This is a genomic window from Muribacter muris (assembly GCF_004569585.1).
GTDB lineage: Bacteria > Pseudomonadota > Gammaproteobacteria > Enterobacterales > Pasteurellaceae > Muribacter > Muribacter muris.
Map to the genome: position 1 here is coordinate 21,541 of NZ_SPPA01000025.1, position 17,413 is coordinate 38,953.

Annotated in this window: 21 protein-coding genes and 1 pseudogene; 8 read left to right on the plus strand and 14 right to left on the minus strand. The window is 43.8% G+C overall.

Going from position 1 to position 17,413, the window contains the following annotated elements; translation table 11 throughout:
• The first annotated feature begins 16 nt into the window (after positions 1-16).
• Positions 17-688 carry a response regulator gene (locus E4T80_RS10425; RefSeq protein WP_135058150.1) on the plus strand — a complete coding sequence of 224 codons (672 nt, stop codon included), beginning with the start codon at positions 17-19 and terminating at the stop codon, positions 686-688.
• Complete coding sequence (gene qseC / locus E4T80_RS10430; RefSeq protein ID WP_135058152.1) at positions 675-2,048, plus strand: quorum sensing histidine kinase QseC; 1,374 nt, start codon at positions 675-677, stop codon at positions 2,046-2,048. The genes E4T80_RS10425 and qseC overlap by 14 nt, the downstream gene beginning before the upstream one ends.
• A 95-nt stretch (positions 2,049-2,143) precedes the next feature.
• Here qseC and E4T80_RS10435 read toward each other — a convergent pair whose 3' ends face one another.
• From E4T80_RS10435 to E4T80_RS10480, 11 genes are all read right to left on the minus strand, one after another.
• A complete protein-coding gene (locus tag E4T80_RS10435; protein ID WP_135058154.1) occupies positions 2,144-2,491 on the minus strand; it encodes a helix-turn-helix domain-containing protein in 348 nt (115 codons plus the stop codon).
• Entirely contained in the window at positions 2,475-2,729 is a 255-nt protein-coding gene (locus E4T80_RS10440) for a type II toxin-antitoxin system RelE family toxin (protein WP_047975804.1), read from the minus strand. Before E4T80_RS10440 ends, E4T80_RS10435 begins: the two co-directional genes overlap by 17 nt.
• A 205-nt stretch (positions 2,730-2,934) precedes the next feature.
• On the minus strand, positions 2,935-3,432 hold the full coding sequence (locus tag E4T80_RS10445) for a YbhB/YbcL family Raf kinase inhibitor-like protein (RefSeq protein WP_135058156.1): 498 nt from the start codon (positions 3,430-3,432) through the stop codon (positions 2,935-2,937).
• Between the two features lie 250 nt (positions 3,433-3,682).
• On the minus strand, positions 3,683-4,015 hold the full coding sequence (locus tag E4T80_RS10450) for a hypothetical protein (RefSeq protein WP_135058158.1): 333 nt from the start codon (positions 4,013-4,015) through the stop codon (positions 3,683-3,685).
• 88 nt (positions 4,016-4,103) lie between these two features.
• Complete coding sequence (locus tag E4T80_RS10455; RefSeq protein WP_135058160.1) at positions 4,104-4,628, minus strand: SMI1/KNR4 family protein; 525 nt, start codon at positions 4,626-4,628, stop codon at positions 4,104-4,106.
• Between the two features lie 240 nt (positions 4,629-4,868).
• A complete protein-coding gene (locus E4T80_RS10460) occupies positions 4,869-7,682 on the minus strand; it encodes a valine--tRNA ligase (protein WP_135058162.1) in 2,814 nt (937 codons plus the stop codon).
• A gap of 15 nt (positions 7,683-7,697) precedes the next feature.
• Positions 7,698-8,054: a hypothetical protein gene (locus tag E4T80_RS10465; protein WP_135058164.1), complete on the minus strand. Its 357-nt coding sequence runs from the start codon at positions 8,052-8,054 to the stop codon at positions 7,698-7,700.
• 299 nt (positions 8,055-8,353) lie between these two features.
• Positions 8,354-8,944, minus strand: a complete 591-nt coding sequence (locus E4T80_RS10470; protein WP_135058166.1) for a zeta toxin family protein — start codon at positions 8,942-8,944, stop codon at positions 8,354-8,356.
• Entirely contained in the window at positions 8,934-9,104 is a 171-nt protein-coding gene (locus E4T80_RS12830; protein WP_167740722.1) for a hypothetical protein, read from the minus strand. Before E4T80_RS12830 ends, E4T80_RS10470 begins: the two co-directional genes overlap by 11 nt.
• A 260-nt stretch (positions 9,105-9,364) precedes the next feature.
• Positions 9,365-9,802: a DNA polymerase III subunit chi gene (locus tag E4T80_RS10475; RefSeq protein ID WP_135058194.1), complete on the minus strand. Its 438-nt coding sequence runs from the start codon at positions 9,800-9,802 to the stop codon at positions 9,365-9,367.
• 308 nt (positions 9,803-10,110) lie between these two features.
• Positions 10,111-10,563: a DIP1984 family protein gene (locus tag E4T80_RS10480; protein WP_135058168.1), complete on the minus strand. Its 453-nt coding sequence runs from the start codon at positions 10,561-10,563 to the stop codon at positions 10,111-10,113.
• Positions 10,564-10,667: 104 nt separating this feature from the next.
• Here E4T80_RS10480 and lysM point away from each other — a divergent pair, with 104 nt between their 5' ends.
• The 6 genes from lysM (at position 10,668) to cysE (ending at position 15,614) form a co-directional block, all read left to right on the plus strand.
• Positions 10,668-11,111, plus strand: a complete 444-nt coding sequence (lysM, locus tag E4T80_RS10485) for a peptidoglycan-binding protein LysM (RefSeq protein WP_047975808.1) — start codon at positions 10,668-10,670, stop codon at positions 11,109-11,111.
• Between the two features lie 202 nt (positions 11,112-11,313).
• Positions 11,314-12,612 carry a trigger factor gene (gene tig, locus E4T80_RS10490; RefSeq protein ID WP_135058170.1) on the plus strand — a complete coding sequence of 433 codons (1,299 nt, stop codon included), beginning with the start codon at positions 11,314-11,316 and terminating at the stop codon, positions 12,610-12,612.
• A gap of 127 nt (positions 12,613-12,739) precedes the next feature.
• Positions 12,740-13,192, plus strand: a complete 453-nt coding sequence (locus tag E4T80_RS10495; protein ID WP_135058196.1) for a rhodanese-like domain-containing protein — start codon at positions 12,740-12,742, stop codon at positions 13,190-13,192.
• Positions 13,193-13,216: 24 nt separating this feature from the next.
• Positions 13,217-13,720: a protein-export chaperone SecB gene (secB, locus tag E4T80_RS10500; protein WP_135058172.1), complete on the plus strand. Its 504-nt coding sequence runs from the start codon at positions 13,217-13,219 to the stop codon at positions 13,718-13,720.
• Between the two features lie 63 nt (positions 13,721-13,783).
• Positions 13,784-14,794, plus strand: coding sequence for an NAD(P)H-dependent glycerol-3-phosphate dehydrogenase (gene gpsA, locus E4T80_RS10505; protein WP_135058174.1), 1,011 nt, complete (start codon positions 13,784-13,786; stop codon positions 14,792-14,794).
• Position 14,795: 1 nt separating this feature from the next.
• Positions 14,796-15,614, plus strand: a complete 819-nt coding sequence (gene cysE / locus E4T80_RS10510) for a serine O-acetyltransferase (RefSeq protein ID WP_047975813.1) — start codon at positions 14,796-14,798, stop codon at positions 15,612-15,614.
• Positions 15,615-15,782: 168 nt separating this feature from the next.
• Here cysE and rpe read toward each other — a convergent pair whose 3' ends face one another.
• The 3 genes and pseudogenes from rpe to E4T80_RS13370 all read right to left on the minus strand — a co-directional run.
• Positions 15,783-16,460 carry a ribulose-phosphate 3-epimerase gene (gene rpe, locus E4T80_RS10515; protein WP_047975814.1) on the minus strand — a complete coding sequence of 226 codons (678 nt, stop codon included), beginning with the start codon at positions 16,458-16,460 and terminating at the stop codon, positions 15,783-15,785.
• 116 nt (positions 16,461-16,576) lie between these two features.
• The gene (locus E4T80_RS10520) at positions 16,577-17,194 is read right to left on the minus strand and encodes an HI_0552 family protein (RefSeq protein WP_135058176.1); all 618 of its coding nucleotides are present in this window, start codon (positions 17,192-17,194) and stop codon (positions 16,577-16,579) included.
• Positions 17,195-17,276: 82 nt separating this feature from the next.
• Positions 17,277-17,413, minus strand: a pseudogene (locus E4T80_RS13370) (porin OmpA); the annotation flags it as partial.

The window sequence follows — 17,413 nt, forward strand, 5'->3', positions numbered from 1 at the left end:
CGAACGGAACAGTTTAATGCGCATTTTATTGATTGAAGATGATTCACTCATCGGCGAAGGTCTTAAAATCGGTCTAACCAAAAACGGATTTAGCGTGGATTGGTTCAGCGACGGTAAAACCGGTCTGAATGCACTCACGTCTGCCCCCTATGACGCCGTAGTGCTGGATCTCACCCTACCGAAAATGGACGGTCTGGATATTCTCAAGCAGTGGCGAGGCGCAAACCAAGATGTACCGGTGCTGATTTTAACCGCACGGGATACCCTAGACGAACGCATTGCCGGCTTACAACGGGGCGCTGACGACTACCTCTGCAAACCTTTTGCCCTTGCCGAAGTCGTTGCCCGCCTACAAGCCCTAATTCGCCGACGCTACGGTCAGCTCAATCCAATCATTGAACATAGTTCGGTTAAATTTGATCCTAACCAACGTAAAGTCTATCTCAACGAGCAAGAAATCGCTCTCACCACCAAAGAATACACGTTGCTCGAACTCTTTATGCTCAATAAAGAACGGGTGCTCACCCGCAGCACCATTGAAGAAAAACTCAATAGCTGGGACGAGGAAATGAGCAGCAACGCTCTGGAAGTGCATATTTACAATTTGCGCAAAAAGCTCGGTAAACAATTTATTCGCACGGTACACGGTATCGGCTACGCATTAGGGCAAACCGATGACACTGATTAAAAATGCCAGCCTGCGTTTTCGCTTAATTGTCGTTATCTCATTGACAGCGTTGATAATTTGGACGATCTCCACGACTGTTGCGTGGTTTCAAGCCCGCCAAGAGATCAACACGGTATTTGACGCTCAACAAATCTTATTTGCCAAGCGGCTGGCATCGTCTAATCTACACACTCTACTTACTGATCACCCTCCGGCCCATAAAATCAAAAAACCGAAAAAGCGGAAACGCCACCTCGATTTTGACGATGATGCGTTGGCATTCGCCGTCTTTACTGAAGATGGCGAAAAGGTGCTGAGCGACGGACATAGCGGCAATTATTTTAATTATGCCAGTTACACCCCCGAAAATGATTTTTCGATCGCCCGCTTAGACGGCGATGATGACGACTGGCGGATTTTTTGGCTACCGACTGCCGACCACCTTGTCATTGCCGTCGGGCAAGAAATTGATTATCGAGATGATATGGTCGAAGAAATGGTACTCAGCCAAATGTGGATTTGGTTTGCCAGTTTACCGTTACTGATTGGGTTGGTGATTTGGATTATCAATCGGGAACTGCACAGCCTCAAACAAGTGAGCCAACAGTTGCAACAACGCACACCGGAAGATAACCAAGCGCTCTCAACAGATGTGCCGACCGAAATTCTGCCATTGGTACAAAATCTCAACCGCTTTTTCGATCGCACCGCAACAATGCTCTTGCGGGAACGGCGTTTTACGTCCGATGCCGCCCACGAGCTGCGTAGCCCCTTGGCTGCGTTAAAAATCCAAACGGAAATCGCTCAAATTGCTGGTGATGACGCACTTCTACGGGAAAAAGCCCTCAACAACCTCACACAAGGGATTAACCGAGCAAGCCAACTGATCGAGCAACTGCTGACCCTATCTCGACTGGATAATCTCACTGAATTAGACGGGCTGGAAGCAATCCATTGGGAAAAACTCCTGCCTTCACTACTGGGCGAACTCTATTTCAACGCACAAAAACGCCATATCGATCTTGCCTTTGAGCCAATTACCGCCCCCAAAAAACAACAAGGGCAGCCGTTACTTTTAGCTTTGATGATACGAAATCTAGTCGAAAATGCGATCAAATATTGTCCCGAAGGGACGCAAGTCCGCCTTTCCCTTGAAAGCGACAAGCTCACTATCGCCGATAATGGCGGCGGAGTGGACGATAATGATTTAACTAAACTCGGGCAGCGGTTCTACCGCCCCGCAGGGCAAAACGAAAAAGGCAGCGGGTTAGGCTTATCCATTGTCCGCCGTATTGCCGAGCTTCACCACTATCAACTCAAAATCGAAAACGGTTATGAAATTAACGGACAAAAAGGCTTAAAAATCACCCTTTTTTTCTAAAAGAAAGCGGTGATTTGAAGCGGCAATTCGATATGCGAGAAAATTTTACTCCTAATGGTGATCCACAAGACGAGCTTATCCATATTCAAACTAAACTAAAAATCAAGTTGATCGGGGTGTAACCCAAGAGCCGCTGCAATTTTCTCACGGCTTTTTTTGCGCAATGTTTGCGCACTTTCCTGCTGACTGTAGGCGGATTGGCTAATACCAAGCCGCTGTGCAACTTCTGCTTGAGTTAAACCTAAATGCTCACGCCACGCACGCACAGCGGAGTAATTGTTATCAAGTGCAATAGCAGCAACGCTATCGGGTATGCCTGTTTCAAGCGGGTTATTAAAACCCGCTTTCTGTTTGAGCCATTCTAACGTTGCGATCGGCATAACAGCAAATTCAGGCATACCGTTTGAGCCGTTGATATATTGGACATTAGTAAGTGCGTTCATCTCGTTTTTTTACCTCTTCAACGGAAATAATGTTCATTGTTTGTCCGACCAAGTTAAACATAACACGGTAGTTCCCTACCCGAAAGCGATACATATATTGGTGATTCACCAGTGGCTTGACATTCTGACAAAACGGAAATTTACCCAATTCCTCACTGCATTTACGGCGAATATCTGCCCCTGTTGGGATTTTTCTAAGCTGTTTTAAGGCTTTCTTCTGAAAAATGATCGCTTTCATTAGGCATATCTATATTAGTTTTAATGACTTTATTATAAGTTATTTTATAAGTTTTTAAAGGTTTTTATATGAGTATTGTGCGTGAATTAGTCACGAAGCCGACTTATGCCTACAATAATTCGGGGTTAAAAAATTTGTCGCTGAAGCCAAGCAAGCTAGAAAGACCACTTAAACCAACGTAAGCTAATATAGATAGAAAGCAATATTACACATCATAGAAACCCATTACACTGGCTTGGGCGAGGATATGCCCTTGCATTGCGAAATGGAGATCGTTAAAGCGAAAGCCCTGCGCTAAATCCAATTTGGTATCCAGAGCATAAACGATCAACTCATAACGATGCAAACAGTTTGGGGGCGCCATTCCGCCATAGCCGGACGCTTCCGCCACATCAAATTTACCCAACACACTCGCCCAACTGTTTGCTCCTTGCAGATAATCGGTCGCGGTTAAACTTTCATTTTCTTGCACCGAAGTACGCTCTAAGTTAGCAATCAGCCAGTGAATCCACACAAAGCCGCTGGCGGTAATTGCATCTTTATCTTCCAATACTACCGCAAAGGATTTTGTCCCTTCGGGCGCATTTTGGATCTCAAAGGGAATAGAATAGGTCGGCATACCGTTCGGGCTAAATTGCGAACCTCGCTTGCCGTATTTATCCTCAAATACCCCGTTTTGAATTGCGGAACTGATAACAATCATCATAGACTCCTTACTGGTTAAAATTAAAATGCGTGGCTATCATACCTTGCAAGCGGTGAGTTTATCACTTTTTCTTGCAAAATTATCAAAATAAGAGCTGAGCGATCCGTCATTTAAAATTTGATGAAAAAGAAATAGTATTAATATAAAACTTAACTTTATAAATTCAAATATAATTAGGTAATTTGATAATCTCCTAATATAAGTCGTTGAGCTTTTTGATTTATTTTATAGTTGCATATTTTCCTGATTAACTAACCGCTTGTTTAACATCTTTTTTATTATCAAGTCGTTTATTTAATCTATTTAAAGCAGATTCAGCAACATCTTTATGCTTATCATTAGCTAATCTTTCTAAAATATGTATTGGGCATTTTACATTTATTGCTATCCTTTGCCGAACAGTATAATTCTTATCATTAGATAATAATTCAAAGGTGTCTAATAAAATTCGGCGTTTTGTAGCAACTTCGTAACGAATATTATCATCTTGACTATATGCTAATTTTGCCAGAACGAAAGGAGGGACAAAATATTGTACAATAGCATATTCTAATTCAGGATATTTATCAATAATATCCAACCAAATCTGCTCATCATCTATTTCTACTTTGGGGAAATGGGGTAAATCAAGGTTTTCGTCCCATATCTTTTTAAAATATTCAGCACTATTATGTATCCTCCGTTAAACACTCTAATAATTCAGTAAAACCGTTGCAGATAAGTTCTAAAGGTTCGCCTTCATAGTAGGGTATTTCGTGGTCGAAAAAATAGATTTTGCCATCAGGGGATAGTACGATAAAATTTCCGCCAACCGTAGTTGCAATGGGCAGTCCGTAATATTTGATTTCTTCCAGAATTTCAACATCGGTGTTTGAATAAATATCAACTAAAGAGGCAGATTTATCTTCCGATTTAAAACAAAGAAAATAGCTAATAACATCTAATTCGCTAATACAGGGTTTTGAGGGATCACCACCATTAAATTTAAGTAGAAACTGTACATAATCAATAGGTAGTTTATAGCCGATCACACATTCAAAATCAGCTATTTCCTGCTCACTTACACGGTAGTTGCTCTCATAGGCTCGGATTAAGATTTTCTTCCTTCGTTTATCAAGCCGAATAAAATGTTTTTCCATCATTTCAACCTCTTCGGGCGATAAACCGTATTTTTTGAAAGTTAATTCTGACATTGTTTTCTCCTTCAATTAAGTGAAGTATATCTATAAAGCGTTCAATCTATTTCTCGCTTTTAATGGGTGAATTATGCATATCATTAAAAATAAGCAAAAAGAATGAGTATTATCAATGGAGCAATAAATTTTAACAGTCTAAAATACCCTGTAAGATGTATTTTGCATTCTTAAGTTAAATACACATATGACATTAGAAAAAATGCGAACATATTTTACTATGTTCGCATTTCTCTTCATTTAAAGTGCTTCAATCGCTCGGTATTGAGTCTGCAATTTCTCAAGTCCCGCTTGATACTCTGCCATTTTTTCACGCTCTTTGTTGATTACCGCTTCCGGTGCTTTGGCAACAAAGGCTTCGTTACCGAGTTTACCCTCAATGCGTTTTACCTCATTGGTGAGTTTGTCGATCTCTTTGGTTAAACGGGCAAGCTCTGCCTCTTTGTTGATAAAGCCCGCCATTGGCACCAGCACTTCCATATTGCCGACCAATTTGGCAACGGAAAGCGGCGCTTCTGCCCCTGCCTGAATGGCTTGAACATTTTCTAACTTCGCCATTGCTTTTAGCAAGCGGTCGTTTTCCGCCAAAATTTTGCAATCGCTCTCTTGTGCGTTGCGGATCAACAATTCTAACGGTTTACTTAGTGCAATATTGCTTTCGGCACGGATATTCCGTACCGCCACAATCACCTCTTTCAACCAGCCGATTTGCGCCAGTGCGGTCGGATTTTCTAAGGTTTCGTCATATTGCGGGAACGGTTGCAACATAATAGTGTCGCCTTCCACGCCGGCAAAGCCTTTCACTTTCTGCCAAATTTCTTCGGTAATAAACGGAATAATCGGGTGAGCCAAACGCAACAATTTTTCCAATACATTGAGTAACGTATCGCACGCCCCACGCTTTTCTGCCACCGAACCTTGTGCAAATACCGGTTTGGTCAGCTCCAAATACCAGTCGCAGAATTGATTCCAAGTAAATTCATACAGCGCGTTGGCTGCCATATCGAAACGGTATTGGCTAAGTGCCTCACGAAAAGTTTTCACCGTATTGTTAAATTCCGCCTGAATCCAGCAATCCGCCAAGCTAAAGGTTTTCTCGCCCTCGCCCAATTCGAGCGCATTCATATTCATCAGCACATAGCGGCTCGCGTTCCACAATTTGTTGCAGAAATTGCGGTAGCCCTCAAGGCGTTTCATATCCCAGTTGATGTCCCGACCGTTGCTCGCTAACGCAGCCAAGGTAAAGCGTAACGCGTCCGTGCCGTGCGGCGCGATCCCCTCTGGGAACTGCTTAGTGGTGGACTTGGCAATTTTTTCTGCCAGTTGCGGCTGCATCATATTGCCGGTACGTTTTTCCAATAACGCCTCAAGGCTGATACCGTCAATCATATCAATCGGATCAAGCACGTTCCCCTTAGACTTTGACATTTTCTGCCCTTGTTCATCACGGATTAACCCCGTTACATAGACGGTTTTGAACGGCACTTGCGGTTTACCGTTTTCGTCCTTGATGAAGTGCATCGTGAACATAATCATTCGGGCAACCCAGAAGAAAATGATGTCAAAGCCGGTGATTAACACATCGGTCGGGTGGAACATTTTCAGCTCTTTGGTTTGTTCCGGCCAGCCGAGGGTGGAGAACGTCCATAGCCCCGATGAGAACCACGTATCCAACACGTCTTCATCTTGAGTTAAAGGTAAATCCGCCGGCAGATTATGTTTTTGACGGGCTTCCTCTTCGCTACGGGCAACGTAGATATTACCCGCTTCGTCATACCACGCCGGAATACGATGTCCCCACCATAACTGGCGAGAAATACACCAATCTTGAATATCCCGCATCCACGAGAAGTAGAGATTTTCATACTGCTTCGGCACAAATTGAATTTCGCCGTCTTCCACCGCTTTAGTCGCCACTTCCGCAAGCGGTTTAACGCTCACATACCATTGATCCGTTAAATACGGCTCAATCACCACACCGGAGCGGTCGCCGTAAGGGCGTTTTAACTCGTGCGGTTCGATTTTTTCTAAATAGCCTTCCGCCTCTAAATCTGCCACGATTCTTTTACGCGCCTCAAAGCGATCCAAACCACGATAACGCTCAGGGGCATTTTCGTTTAAGGTCGCATCAGGGTTCATCAAGTTGATGATTTCAATATCGTGGCGTTTGCCCACTTCGTAGTCGTTGAAATCGTGTGCCGGTGTGATTTTCACACAGCCTGTCCCAAATTCAGGGTCTGGGTAAGGGTCAGCAACCACCGGAATGATACGGTCTGTCATCGGGACGTGTACCATTTTACCGATCACATCTTTATAACGCTCATCATCAGGGTGAACCGCCAAACAGCCGTCCGCTAAAATCGTTTCCGGACGGGTGGTCGCAATGTGCATATAACCGCCGCCAAAGGTTTCGGACTTATCCACAAACGGGTAGCGAACGTGATACATAAAGCCTTTTTCATCACGATTTTCCACTTCCAAATCCGAAATAGCGGTACGAAGTTTCGGATCCCAGTTTACCAAACGTTTGCCTCGGTAAATCAGACCCTCTTCGTGCAAGCGAACAAAGACCTCTTTTACCGCATTGGATAAACCTTCGTCCATTGTAAAACGTTCACGATCCCAGTCGATCGAGTTACCTAACCGGCGCATTTGCTGGCTGATTGTCCCGCCTGAATAGGCTTTCCAATCCCAGATTTTGTCGATAAATGCTTCACGCCCGTAATCGTGGCGAGTTTTGCCCTCTTCGGCAGCGATTTTACGCTCCACCACCATTTGCGTGGCGATACCTGCGTGGTCAGTACCCGACTGCCACAGGGTATTATGCCCTTCCATACGGTTAAAACGGATTAATGTATCCATTAAGGTTTGCTGGAATGCGTGCCCCATATGCAAACTCCCCGTTACATTCGGCGGCGGAATCGCAATACAGTAACTCGGCACGTTCGGATTTTCGGTCGGTTTAAAATAACCTTGCTCTTCCCAGTGTTTATACAGGGCTTGTTCTACCGCAGACGCCTCAAAGCGATCTGCCATTTGGAAATTTTTTGTCATTGGATTTCTCGTTTTTTATGTCTTATTATTAAAATAATGTATTTTTACATCTTCTATCAAAATATCTAATTTCTCTATTATATAATCTCTATGAATTCCGATAACATCTTTCTGATTTCTATGCTCAATACCAATGCCCAAAAATAAAAACATGTTGTCAAAAAAATCTATAGGATTATCTATTTTTTTAATATCAATACTACCAGGCTTTCTATATAAAAAAATTGCTCCGCCACTCATTCCTTTAAAGCTATATCCTTTTTCCTTTACAATATCATCTCTTGCATAGTGAACATTTTTTAAATCTTCATATCCCCAAATAAGATTATCTTCTATTTTCTTGAATTTTATATTAGCAGTTAATGCCTGCATAAAGTGAAATCTATCAACTCCAAATTCATCTTTTTAAGGCTGTTTTTCATAATCTTTTTAGGATCTTTTGTATTATGGAAATTTTGAGATTTTTTCAAAGGAAATCCAGACCATCCAAAGAAATATTAAAGTAATATATCTTGAAAACTCTTCTTTTGTCATAATTCCTTACCTAAGTATCGTTAATAACGCTCGTCTCTGATGAGAGCCTTCGATGTTTTAGCACCCACCAAAAAACTAGTCTTATCTTTTTACAAGCGATCTAGTTTTAGTGTTTTTTGAAAAATTTTCTAAAAATCCTATTGCTTGTAACCCAACTCCAAAAGCTCATTCCGTAGATTTTCACACCACTCAGACAATCTTTCTGCAATCTGCATAACTTTTCCATTTTCGATATGAAAAACGACTTCGGGCATTTCGGCAGAATTGTCGTAAATTAACGCTTCATCACAAAATGAAAGTACGGTAATTAAATTTTTTCGGCTAATATCGAACCGTTGGCGGATTGTTTGTTCATCAATAAAATGTCCACCTGCTTGTACTCGTGCTTTAACACGATCTAAATTAATGGAAACTTTATTTACACCAACATAATTTAATCGAACAAAAAAGCCCTGCTCTTTTGCCTGTTTCATTCGATGTAGAACAGATTTACCCGAAAGGGTAGATTCCATTGAAAAAGAGATCTGATTTTTCAATGCAAACTTAAATAACTCAACGGCTTTTCTACCCGCCTCAATATCAACAAGGCGTGGATTCCTCGGATTGATTTCCATTGCGATATGATCTGAATCAATCACAATTTGAACAGTATCCCTATTAAAACCACGTAATGTTGTTTTACCTGCACCGTTTGTACCACAATAGAAAATAGCCAAATTATTTTGCATATTCAATAATTTCTTCGTGTCCGTCTGGATAATGGCGAACAATATTCCCATTCGGTCGCATAAACGTCAGCACCTCGCGTTTTTTCTTATCGTCCATCCACGCCCTAAATTGAATCTGTAATTGGCGTTGATGTTCTTTAATCTGTTCGATTTTGGTCATTTTATTTCCCCTAATGACGCTCGACTCCATCGAATACCTTAATTTAGTTCCTACCAAAACCACTTTTATCATTTCGCTTACAGATTTTCGCAGAAATCTGATCGCTTGTAATCCACTCACAGCAAACCGTACGCAGTTACGATCAGCCTTCTTCGGCTAAGTGAACCACTTATAGCTCTCTATTATCTTCTAAGTACGTAATTTATAAATTTCAAATAGATCAAGCGTAGATAATTCAGTAAAAGATTTTGATTACCATATCATCGTTGCTCCGTCCCTAACTGCCAACCCAACTGCCTATACTGTTTATAACGTTCTCGTGCTTGGGCTTTGGCGGTTTCTTCCACAGGGACAAAATCAATGATGTGGTTAAAACTGTTAATAAATTCCAGCAGCTCCGTTTGTAAGGTAATCAGCACATCTCGGCGTTGGGCGTTGCGTTTGCCTTTCCACGCAATTTCTATCGGCGTGGCGTAAGTGGTTACTTCGCCGCTCAAATTGTGTGGGACGAAATCGTCCGCGTCCCTCGCCCAAAGGGCTTCATCTAATTTGAGTGCCTGTTGTTCCGTTTCACAACTCACGATCACCCGTTTGCCCTGCCGCCACAGTTGTGCGGCGAGATCGCAGGCAAGAGCTTCTGCGGCGGTCAGTTCGCCGTCATCGGTTTGGTTGAGTAGATAAAACTGAACCTGTTTCACGCTGTCCTCAATTAAAACGGGCAAATAAACGGCTAATTCTAGCCTAATCTGCTCTAAATGAAAAATGCAAGCGGTCGGTTTTGCTAATTTTTTTGCAAATCCAACCGCTTGCGTTGTCAAAACCCCAAGCCCACCCTCGTTTTCAGGTTAATCAATACCGTGGTGCTACCTTATACAATGTATGAATACGCAATGAACAGTACGGGGCGACACAGTATCGGGTGAAACTGCCCTTCGTTTCTATCATTGGTGTGCTTGTTACGCTAAGCGAGCGTGGTATTCGCCTTAACCTGAAAACGCCTAATATATTATAAATCGTTCAGCCAGTTTGCCTGCTGAATTTGGGTATCCAGTAGGCGATGCTGCTTGGCAACCTCGTCTGCCTGTTGGCGAATTTGCTTAATATTAACGGCGGCGAGGGATTTAATTTCACTGCGGCTATAACGGGATTGTTCCGGCATTGCGGCATTGGCGAGGCTGATTAAGGTGGAATGATAGGCTTTGAGGCGATCCCGTTCCGCCAATGCCGCCACCATCATTGTGCCATTTTCGAGCTGAATGCGGTTGTTGGCAAGGTTGATTTTAACAATCAACGCAGAGAGCTGTGCCGCCGCTGTTGAATATTCATCAAGCAATATTGCTGGATCTTCGGCGGGCTGTTCGCCCTCTTGGTATTGTGCATTCTGTTGCAACCGTTGATTGAGTTGCGCCAAGCGGCGTTGTAAGTCTGCCCGCTCTATCAGGGCTTCGGCAAGTTTCATTTATTTTCTCTTTGTGAACTTCTTTATAATCGGTTACTCTAATGCACGGATTGGGCAATTTCAATCTAAAAAACGACTATTTACATTTATAAGAGGAGTTTAAAATGGGTTTATTTGATTTCGTGGCAGACATCGGTCGCAAAGTGTTTAACAAACCGGAAGAGGCATCAAAAGCCGTTACCGAGCATTTAGCGGAAGATAATCCGGGCGTGCAAGACGTGAATGTCGTGGTTGAAAACGGCACGGCAACGATCAGCGGTGTTGCCTCCAGTGCAGCGGCGGTTGAAAAAGCGGTACTTATGGCAGGCAACATTGCCGGCATCAATAACGTCAATATTGACGGTGTAGAAATTGCCAACGGCGAGCAAGTCGCAGGCGAAGATGAGTTTTATGTGATCGAAAAAGGCGATACTTTATGGAAAATCGCCGAGAAAGCCTACGGTAACGGTGCAAAATACACAGCGATCGTTGAGGCAAACAAAGAAGTGATTAAAGACGCAGACAAAATTTTCCCGGGTCAAAAAATTCGTATCCCGAAAAGCCTTTAATCTGAATTGATCGCCAAGTGGAAAGCGGAATCTATTCCCTTTCCACTTTTTATTTTCAAAAGCGAGTGAAATTTAAGCATAACCGTCAAGAATAATGCGCTTTCCGCACCAGCATACCAAAAGCACTCGACAGAAAGCTGACGGAACGTTACAATTTCTGCCTATTTTTTATCTGAATACTATAATCTAATCGAGGTTTAGAATGTCATTTTCTCTTGAAACATTGGAAGGCTTACAACGCCGTGCCACTCTTACTGTTGCAGCCGACAAAATTGAAGCGGCTTACAAGGAACAACTAAAAGGCTATGCCAAAAACGCCCGTGTTGACGGTTTCCGCAAAGGTAAAGTGCCGCACAGCATCATTGAACAACGTTTCGGTTTAAGCGCACGCCAAGATGTGTTATCCGATGAAATGCAACGTGCATTTTTTGAAGCGGTGATCGGCGAAAAAATCAACCTTGCCGGTCGCCCGACTTTCACCCCAAATAACTATCAGCCGGGTCAAGATTTCACATTCACCGCAACGTTTGAAGTCTTCCCTGAAGTTGAATTAAAAGGCTTAGAAAATATTGAAGTGGAAAAACCGGTTGTCGAGATCACCGAAGCAGATTTGGACAAAATGGTTGATGTGTTACGCAAACAACAAGCCACTTGGGCGGAATCACAAGAAGCGGCGAAAGCCGATGATCGTGTAACTATCGACTTTGTAGGTTCTGTGGACGGTGAAGAATTTGAAGGCGGCAAAGCAAGCGATTTCGTCTTAGCGATGGGTCAAGGCAGAATGATTCCGGGCTTTGAAGACGGTATTGTCGGACACAAAGCCGGCGAGCAATTTGATATTGATGTAACTTTCCCGGCAGAATACCACGCTGAAAACTTAAAAGGTAAAGCAGCGAAATTTGCGATTACCTTGAAGAAAGTCGAAAATATGGTATTGCCTGAATTAACCGAAGAGTTTGTGAAAAAATTCGGTAATGCAAAATCCGTTGAAGAATTGCGTGCGGAAATCAAGAAAAATATGCAACGTGAGTTGAAAAATGCGGTAACTAACCGTGTGAAAACCCAAGTGATCAACGGCTTACTGGCGCAAAACGAAATTGACGTACCGGCAGCCGCCGTTGCAGAAGAGATCGAAGTATTACGCAACCAAGCGGTACAACGCTTCGGTGGTAAACCGGAAATGGCAGCGCAATTACCGGCAGAATTATTTGAAGCGGACGCTAAACGCCGTGTTCAAGTCGGCTTATTACTTTCCAGCGTCATCGGCACAAACGAGTTAAAAGTCGATGAAAAACGTGTGGAAGAGACCATCGCTGAAATCGCTTCCGCTTACGAACAGCCGGCAGAAGTCGTTGCTCACTATGCGAAAAACCGCCAATTAACCGACAATATCCGCAATGTCGTGTTAGAAGAACAAGCGGTTGAAGCGGTATTAGCAAAAGCGAAAGTAACGGAGAAAGCCGCCTCTTTCGATGAAATTATGGCACAACAGGCTGCTTAATTAAGTGTATTATCGGGCGTTATGCCCGATAATCGTGTCTTTATTTAATGCAAGCGCTCGGTTCTCGGCATATATTTGCAAATTATGGCTAACGACTGACCGCTTGCTTACCCACAGCGAGCATATGATGGAAGATCTTACATTCGCTCAACAAATTCAGCAATTCGCTGCCAATCACACAATTATGGTGGTGGCGTGGGTGGCTTTATTTGTGGCGGTCGTCATCAATATCTACAAAGGTATCACCAGTAAAATCAGCATCATTGATAACACACGGGCAACCCTGCTCATCAATAAAGAAGATGCGGTAGTGCTTGATGTCCGTTCCGATGATGAATTTAAACACGGGTATATTATTGAGAGCGTGCATCTATTGCCGAGCGATATTAAAACCAACAAGCTGCAAGCGATTGAAAAATATAGAGATCGCGCGGTTATCATTGCCGATAACAACGGTTTTACCGCGGCAAGTTTGGCAAATGCGTTGGCAAAACAAGGCTTTAGCAACGTCTATGCCCTCAAAGAAGGGATTGCCGGTTGGCGTGGTGCGAACCTCCCTTTAGTCAAAAAACATAAATAAACTTCATTCAATCAAGGATTTATTATGGCAGAAGAAAATCAAGCAGTAGCTCCAGAGGCAACCGAGCAAACGCCTTTTGAACTACAGATTCAACGTATTTACGTCAAAGACGTGTCATTTGAAGCCCCAAATTTACCGCATATTTTCCACCAAGAGTGGAAACCGCAATTAGGCTTTGAGTTAGACACGCAAACCTCGCAAATCAACGAAGACACCTATGAAGTGGTGCTGCACATTAACGTGCAAACCACCCTTGAAGACAGCAACGATGTTGCCTTTATTTGCGAAGTGAAGCAAGCCGGTGTCTTTACAATCAAAGGCTTAGAAGGCGTACAATTAGCCCACTGCCTTGCGGCACAATGCCCGAATATTCTTTACCCTTATGCGCGTGAATTGATTGCCAGCTTAGTAAACCGTGGCACATTCCCTGCGTTAAATCTCTCACCGGTTAATTTTGATGCGCTTTTCTTGGATTATTTAGAGCGTCAGCAAGCGGAAGAAAATGCCGCTGCCCCGACGGTGAACTGATTGATTTAAAACAATAAGCTAGGTATGCTAAGGCATACCTATTTTTTTAGCTGAGAAAAGAGAATGACTGCAAGCTACACTGCGCCCGTTAGCGTACTAGGTGCCGGCTCTTACGGCACGGCTCTTGCCATTGCCCTTGCACGCAATGGGCATCCGACTTATTTGTGGGGACATAATCCGCAAAAAATGGCGGTTATTGCCGAAATGCATATGAACCCGGATTTCTTACCGGATATTCCCTTTCCAAGTGCATTATCGATTGAAAGCGATTTAGCGCAAGCCTTAGCCAAGGCAAAGGATATTTTAATTGTCGTTCCCAGCCACGTTTTTGCGGAGGTTTTGACCCAAATTCAGCCGCTCCTCCGCCCCGATCATCGCATTATGTGGGCGACCAAAGGGTTAGAACGGGATACAGGGCGGCTACTGCAAGAGGTCGCTTTGCAAATTTTAGGGCATAATCACCCGCTTGCCGTGCTGTCCGGCCCGACCTTTGCCAAAGAGTTAGCCCAAGGCTTGCCCACGGCGATTTCCCTTGCCTCAACCGATCCGCAATTTGCTGATGAAATGCAACAACGTATTCATTGTGCCAAAGCGTTTCGGGTCTATCTCAATCCGGATATGATCGGCGTGCAATTAGGCGGTGCAATCAAAAACGTCATCGCGATTGGAGCGGGCATCTCTGACGGAATGGACTTTGGGGCAAACGCTCGCACCGCCTTAATCACACGGGGATTGGCGGAAATCAGCCGCTTGGGCGTTTCTCTCGGTGCAAATGCCAATACCTTTATGGGAATGGCGGGCTTGGGCGATTTAGTGCTGACCTGCACCGACAACCAATCCCGCAACCGCCGCTTCGGGCTAATGCTTGGGCAAGGCAAAAATGCTCAAGAGGCAATGCGATCTATCGGGCAGGTCGTGGAAGGGTTTCATAATACCAAAGAGGCTTACTTACTCGCCCAAAAACAGGGGGTGGAAATGCCGATCGTTGAGCAAATTTACCAAATATTATTTTGCGGGAAACAAGCGCACGATGTAGTTGCCACGCTACTGGGACGTGAACGAAAAGGAGAATAAAATGCAAGCCGATACACTCGAACACATTTGGCAACATATCCGTACCGAAGCCGAGTCATTGGCAAAGTGCGAGCCGATGTTAGCTAGCTTTTTTCACGCGACTATTTTAAAACACCACAATCTCGGCGGTGCATTAAGTTATATTTTGGCAAATAAACTGGCAAATCCGATTATGCCCGCCATTGCGCTCAAAGAAATTATTGAGGAAGCCTACCACGCCGATCCGAATATTATTTGCAGTGCCGCTTCGGATATTGAAGCGGTGCGAACTCGTGATCCGGCGGTAGATAAATGGAGCACACCGCTGCTCTATTTAAAAGGCTACCACGCCTTGCAGAGCTACCGTGTAACCCACTATTTATGGCAACAGGGGCGGCAAGCGCTCGCCATTTATCTACAAAATGAGATTTCGGTCGCGTTCGATGTTGATATTCATCCGGCAGCAAGAGTGGGTTGCGGTATTATGCTTGATCACGCCACCGGTATTGTCGTGGGTGAAACGGCGGTGATTGAAGATGATGTCTCGATATTACAAGGCGTTACCCTCGGCGGAACAGGTAAAGAACACGGCGATCGCCACCCGAAAATTCGAGAGGGGGTAATGATCGGCGCCGGGGCAAAAATCCTCGGAAACATCGAGATTGGACGTTACTCAAAAATCGGCGCAAACTCGGTGGTGTTACAACCGATCCCGGAATACGCCACCGCCGCCGGCGTACCGGCTCGGATTATCGGACAATCCCAAAGCCAAAAACCCGCCTTTGAAATGAACCAATATTTCGGTGATATGCACCAAGGGCTAAATGGCGAAGGGATTTAGCCCCTCCGCAAGATATTATCTTACAAGTACGCATTGATTCGGAGCAAATCTCTGATAATCGCTTGAGCTACTTATCATTCATTGCGGGTACGGTCATCTTAAAACAAGGTCGGTTTAGCAAGGTCTATCTTATTGCAAAGAACGGCAGAAAACCGACCGCTTGCTTGGCTATCTCACATCAGCCAATTCCGCACGCATTTGGTCAATCACCGCTTTGTAGTCAGGCTGGTCGAAAATTGCCGAGCCGGCTACAAACATATCCGCACCGGCTTTAGCAATTTCGGCGATATTATTGATTTTTACACCGCCGTCCACTTCTAAACGGATATTATAACCGCTTGCGTCAATCCGCTTACGCACTTCGGTGAGTTTATTCAAGGTTGCCGGAATAAAGGCTTGCCCGCCAAAACCGGGATTAACCGACATTAGCAAGATGACATCGATTTTATCCATCACATAATCCAAATAGCTCAGCGGTGTTGCCGGATTAAACACTAAACCGGCTTTGCAACCGTGATCACGAATAAGCTGTAACGAACGGTCGATATGTTCACTCGCTTCAGGGTGGAAAGTGATGATATTAGCGCCGGCTTTGGCAAAATCGGGGATAATGCGATCCACCGGTTTCACCATCAGATGTACGTCAATCGGGCATTGCACTCCATAGTCCCGTAATGCTTGGCAAATTGCCGGCCCGAAGGTCAAATTCGGCACATAGTGATTATCCATTACATCAAAATGAATTAAATCCGCCCCCGCAGCCAGTACGTTTTGCACGTCTTCGCCTAAGCGGGCTAAATCGGCGGAAAGAATGGACGGCGCAATTAAAAAAGGTTGTTTAGACACAATGAGTTCCTTATGGCTTATTCAAATATGGATGCTAGCCTAGCATATTTACGGTAAAAATTCGGCGATCAAGATCGCAATTTTGCAAATTTTCCGACAAAATCGACCGCTTGTCATTATCGGTGGCAGCTTTCATATAGCTCGGTTAATTCACAAATCGTCTGATAAATAAACGCCACACTATCAATTGTTTCTAACGCCGATTTCTCAATATTTTTCCCAATACGGAAAAAATCCTGCGCATCCTCAAGCATTAAATCGGCTTCTCTCAATACCTTTAATGGGCGAAAGTTCGCATATTCATTCTCCCGCCCCCGCCATATATCAAACTCTTGATACCGCTTATGATCCATTAACTCAAGCCACTGATTATACTTTGATAATGAAATTTTAGACCGTTCTGCCCGATAGCGATGCCAGTCTAAACTGACAGATAAACGACGCCGATTTAAAATCACCGATAAAATCGCAGCCGAGTCTTGATAATAGACATATTTATAATAGGCAAAAAAATGCGCTCTTACCTGCCAACCATTACACCATTTTTCAATATGTGGCGGTGCAAACGGCTGCCCGAGTTGTTGCGAAACCGTAAGATGCAATGCTTTCCAAATTGTCCAATGCTGTTTGTATTTTGCCTTGATCAGCGGAATATCTTCTGGACAATATTTCTTCATTTGGGCAAACTGAAAAAAAGGCAAATTAAATAAATCACAACTACTTTCCGTCAGCATAACATCATATCAACCATAAATAACGTAAAAGGGCTAAGTTCTGTGAACTTAGCCCTTCCTAATAGTTAGCTAACAAGCGCTATTACATAACCACTTGTTTTGAACCTTGTACTTGTACTTCTACACGACGATCCGGTGCTAAACACGCGATTAACGCTTTACGACCTTTCACCGCATCACAAGTGTTGCCTGTTACCGGGTTCGCTTTACCGTAACCTA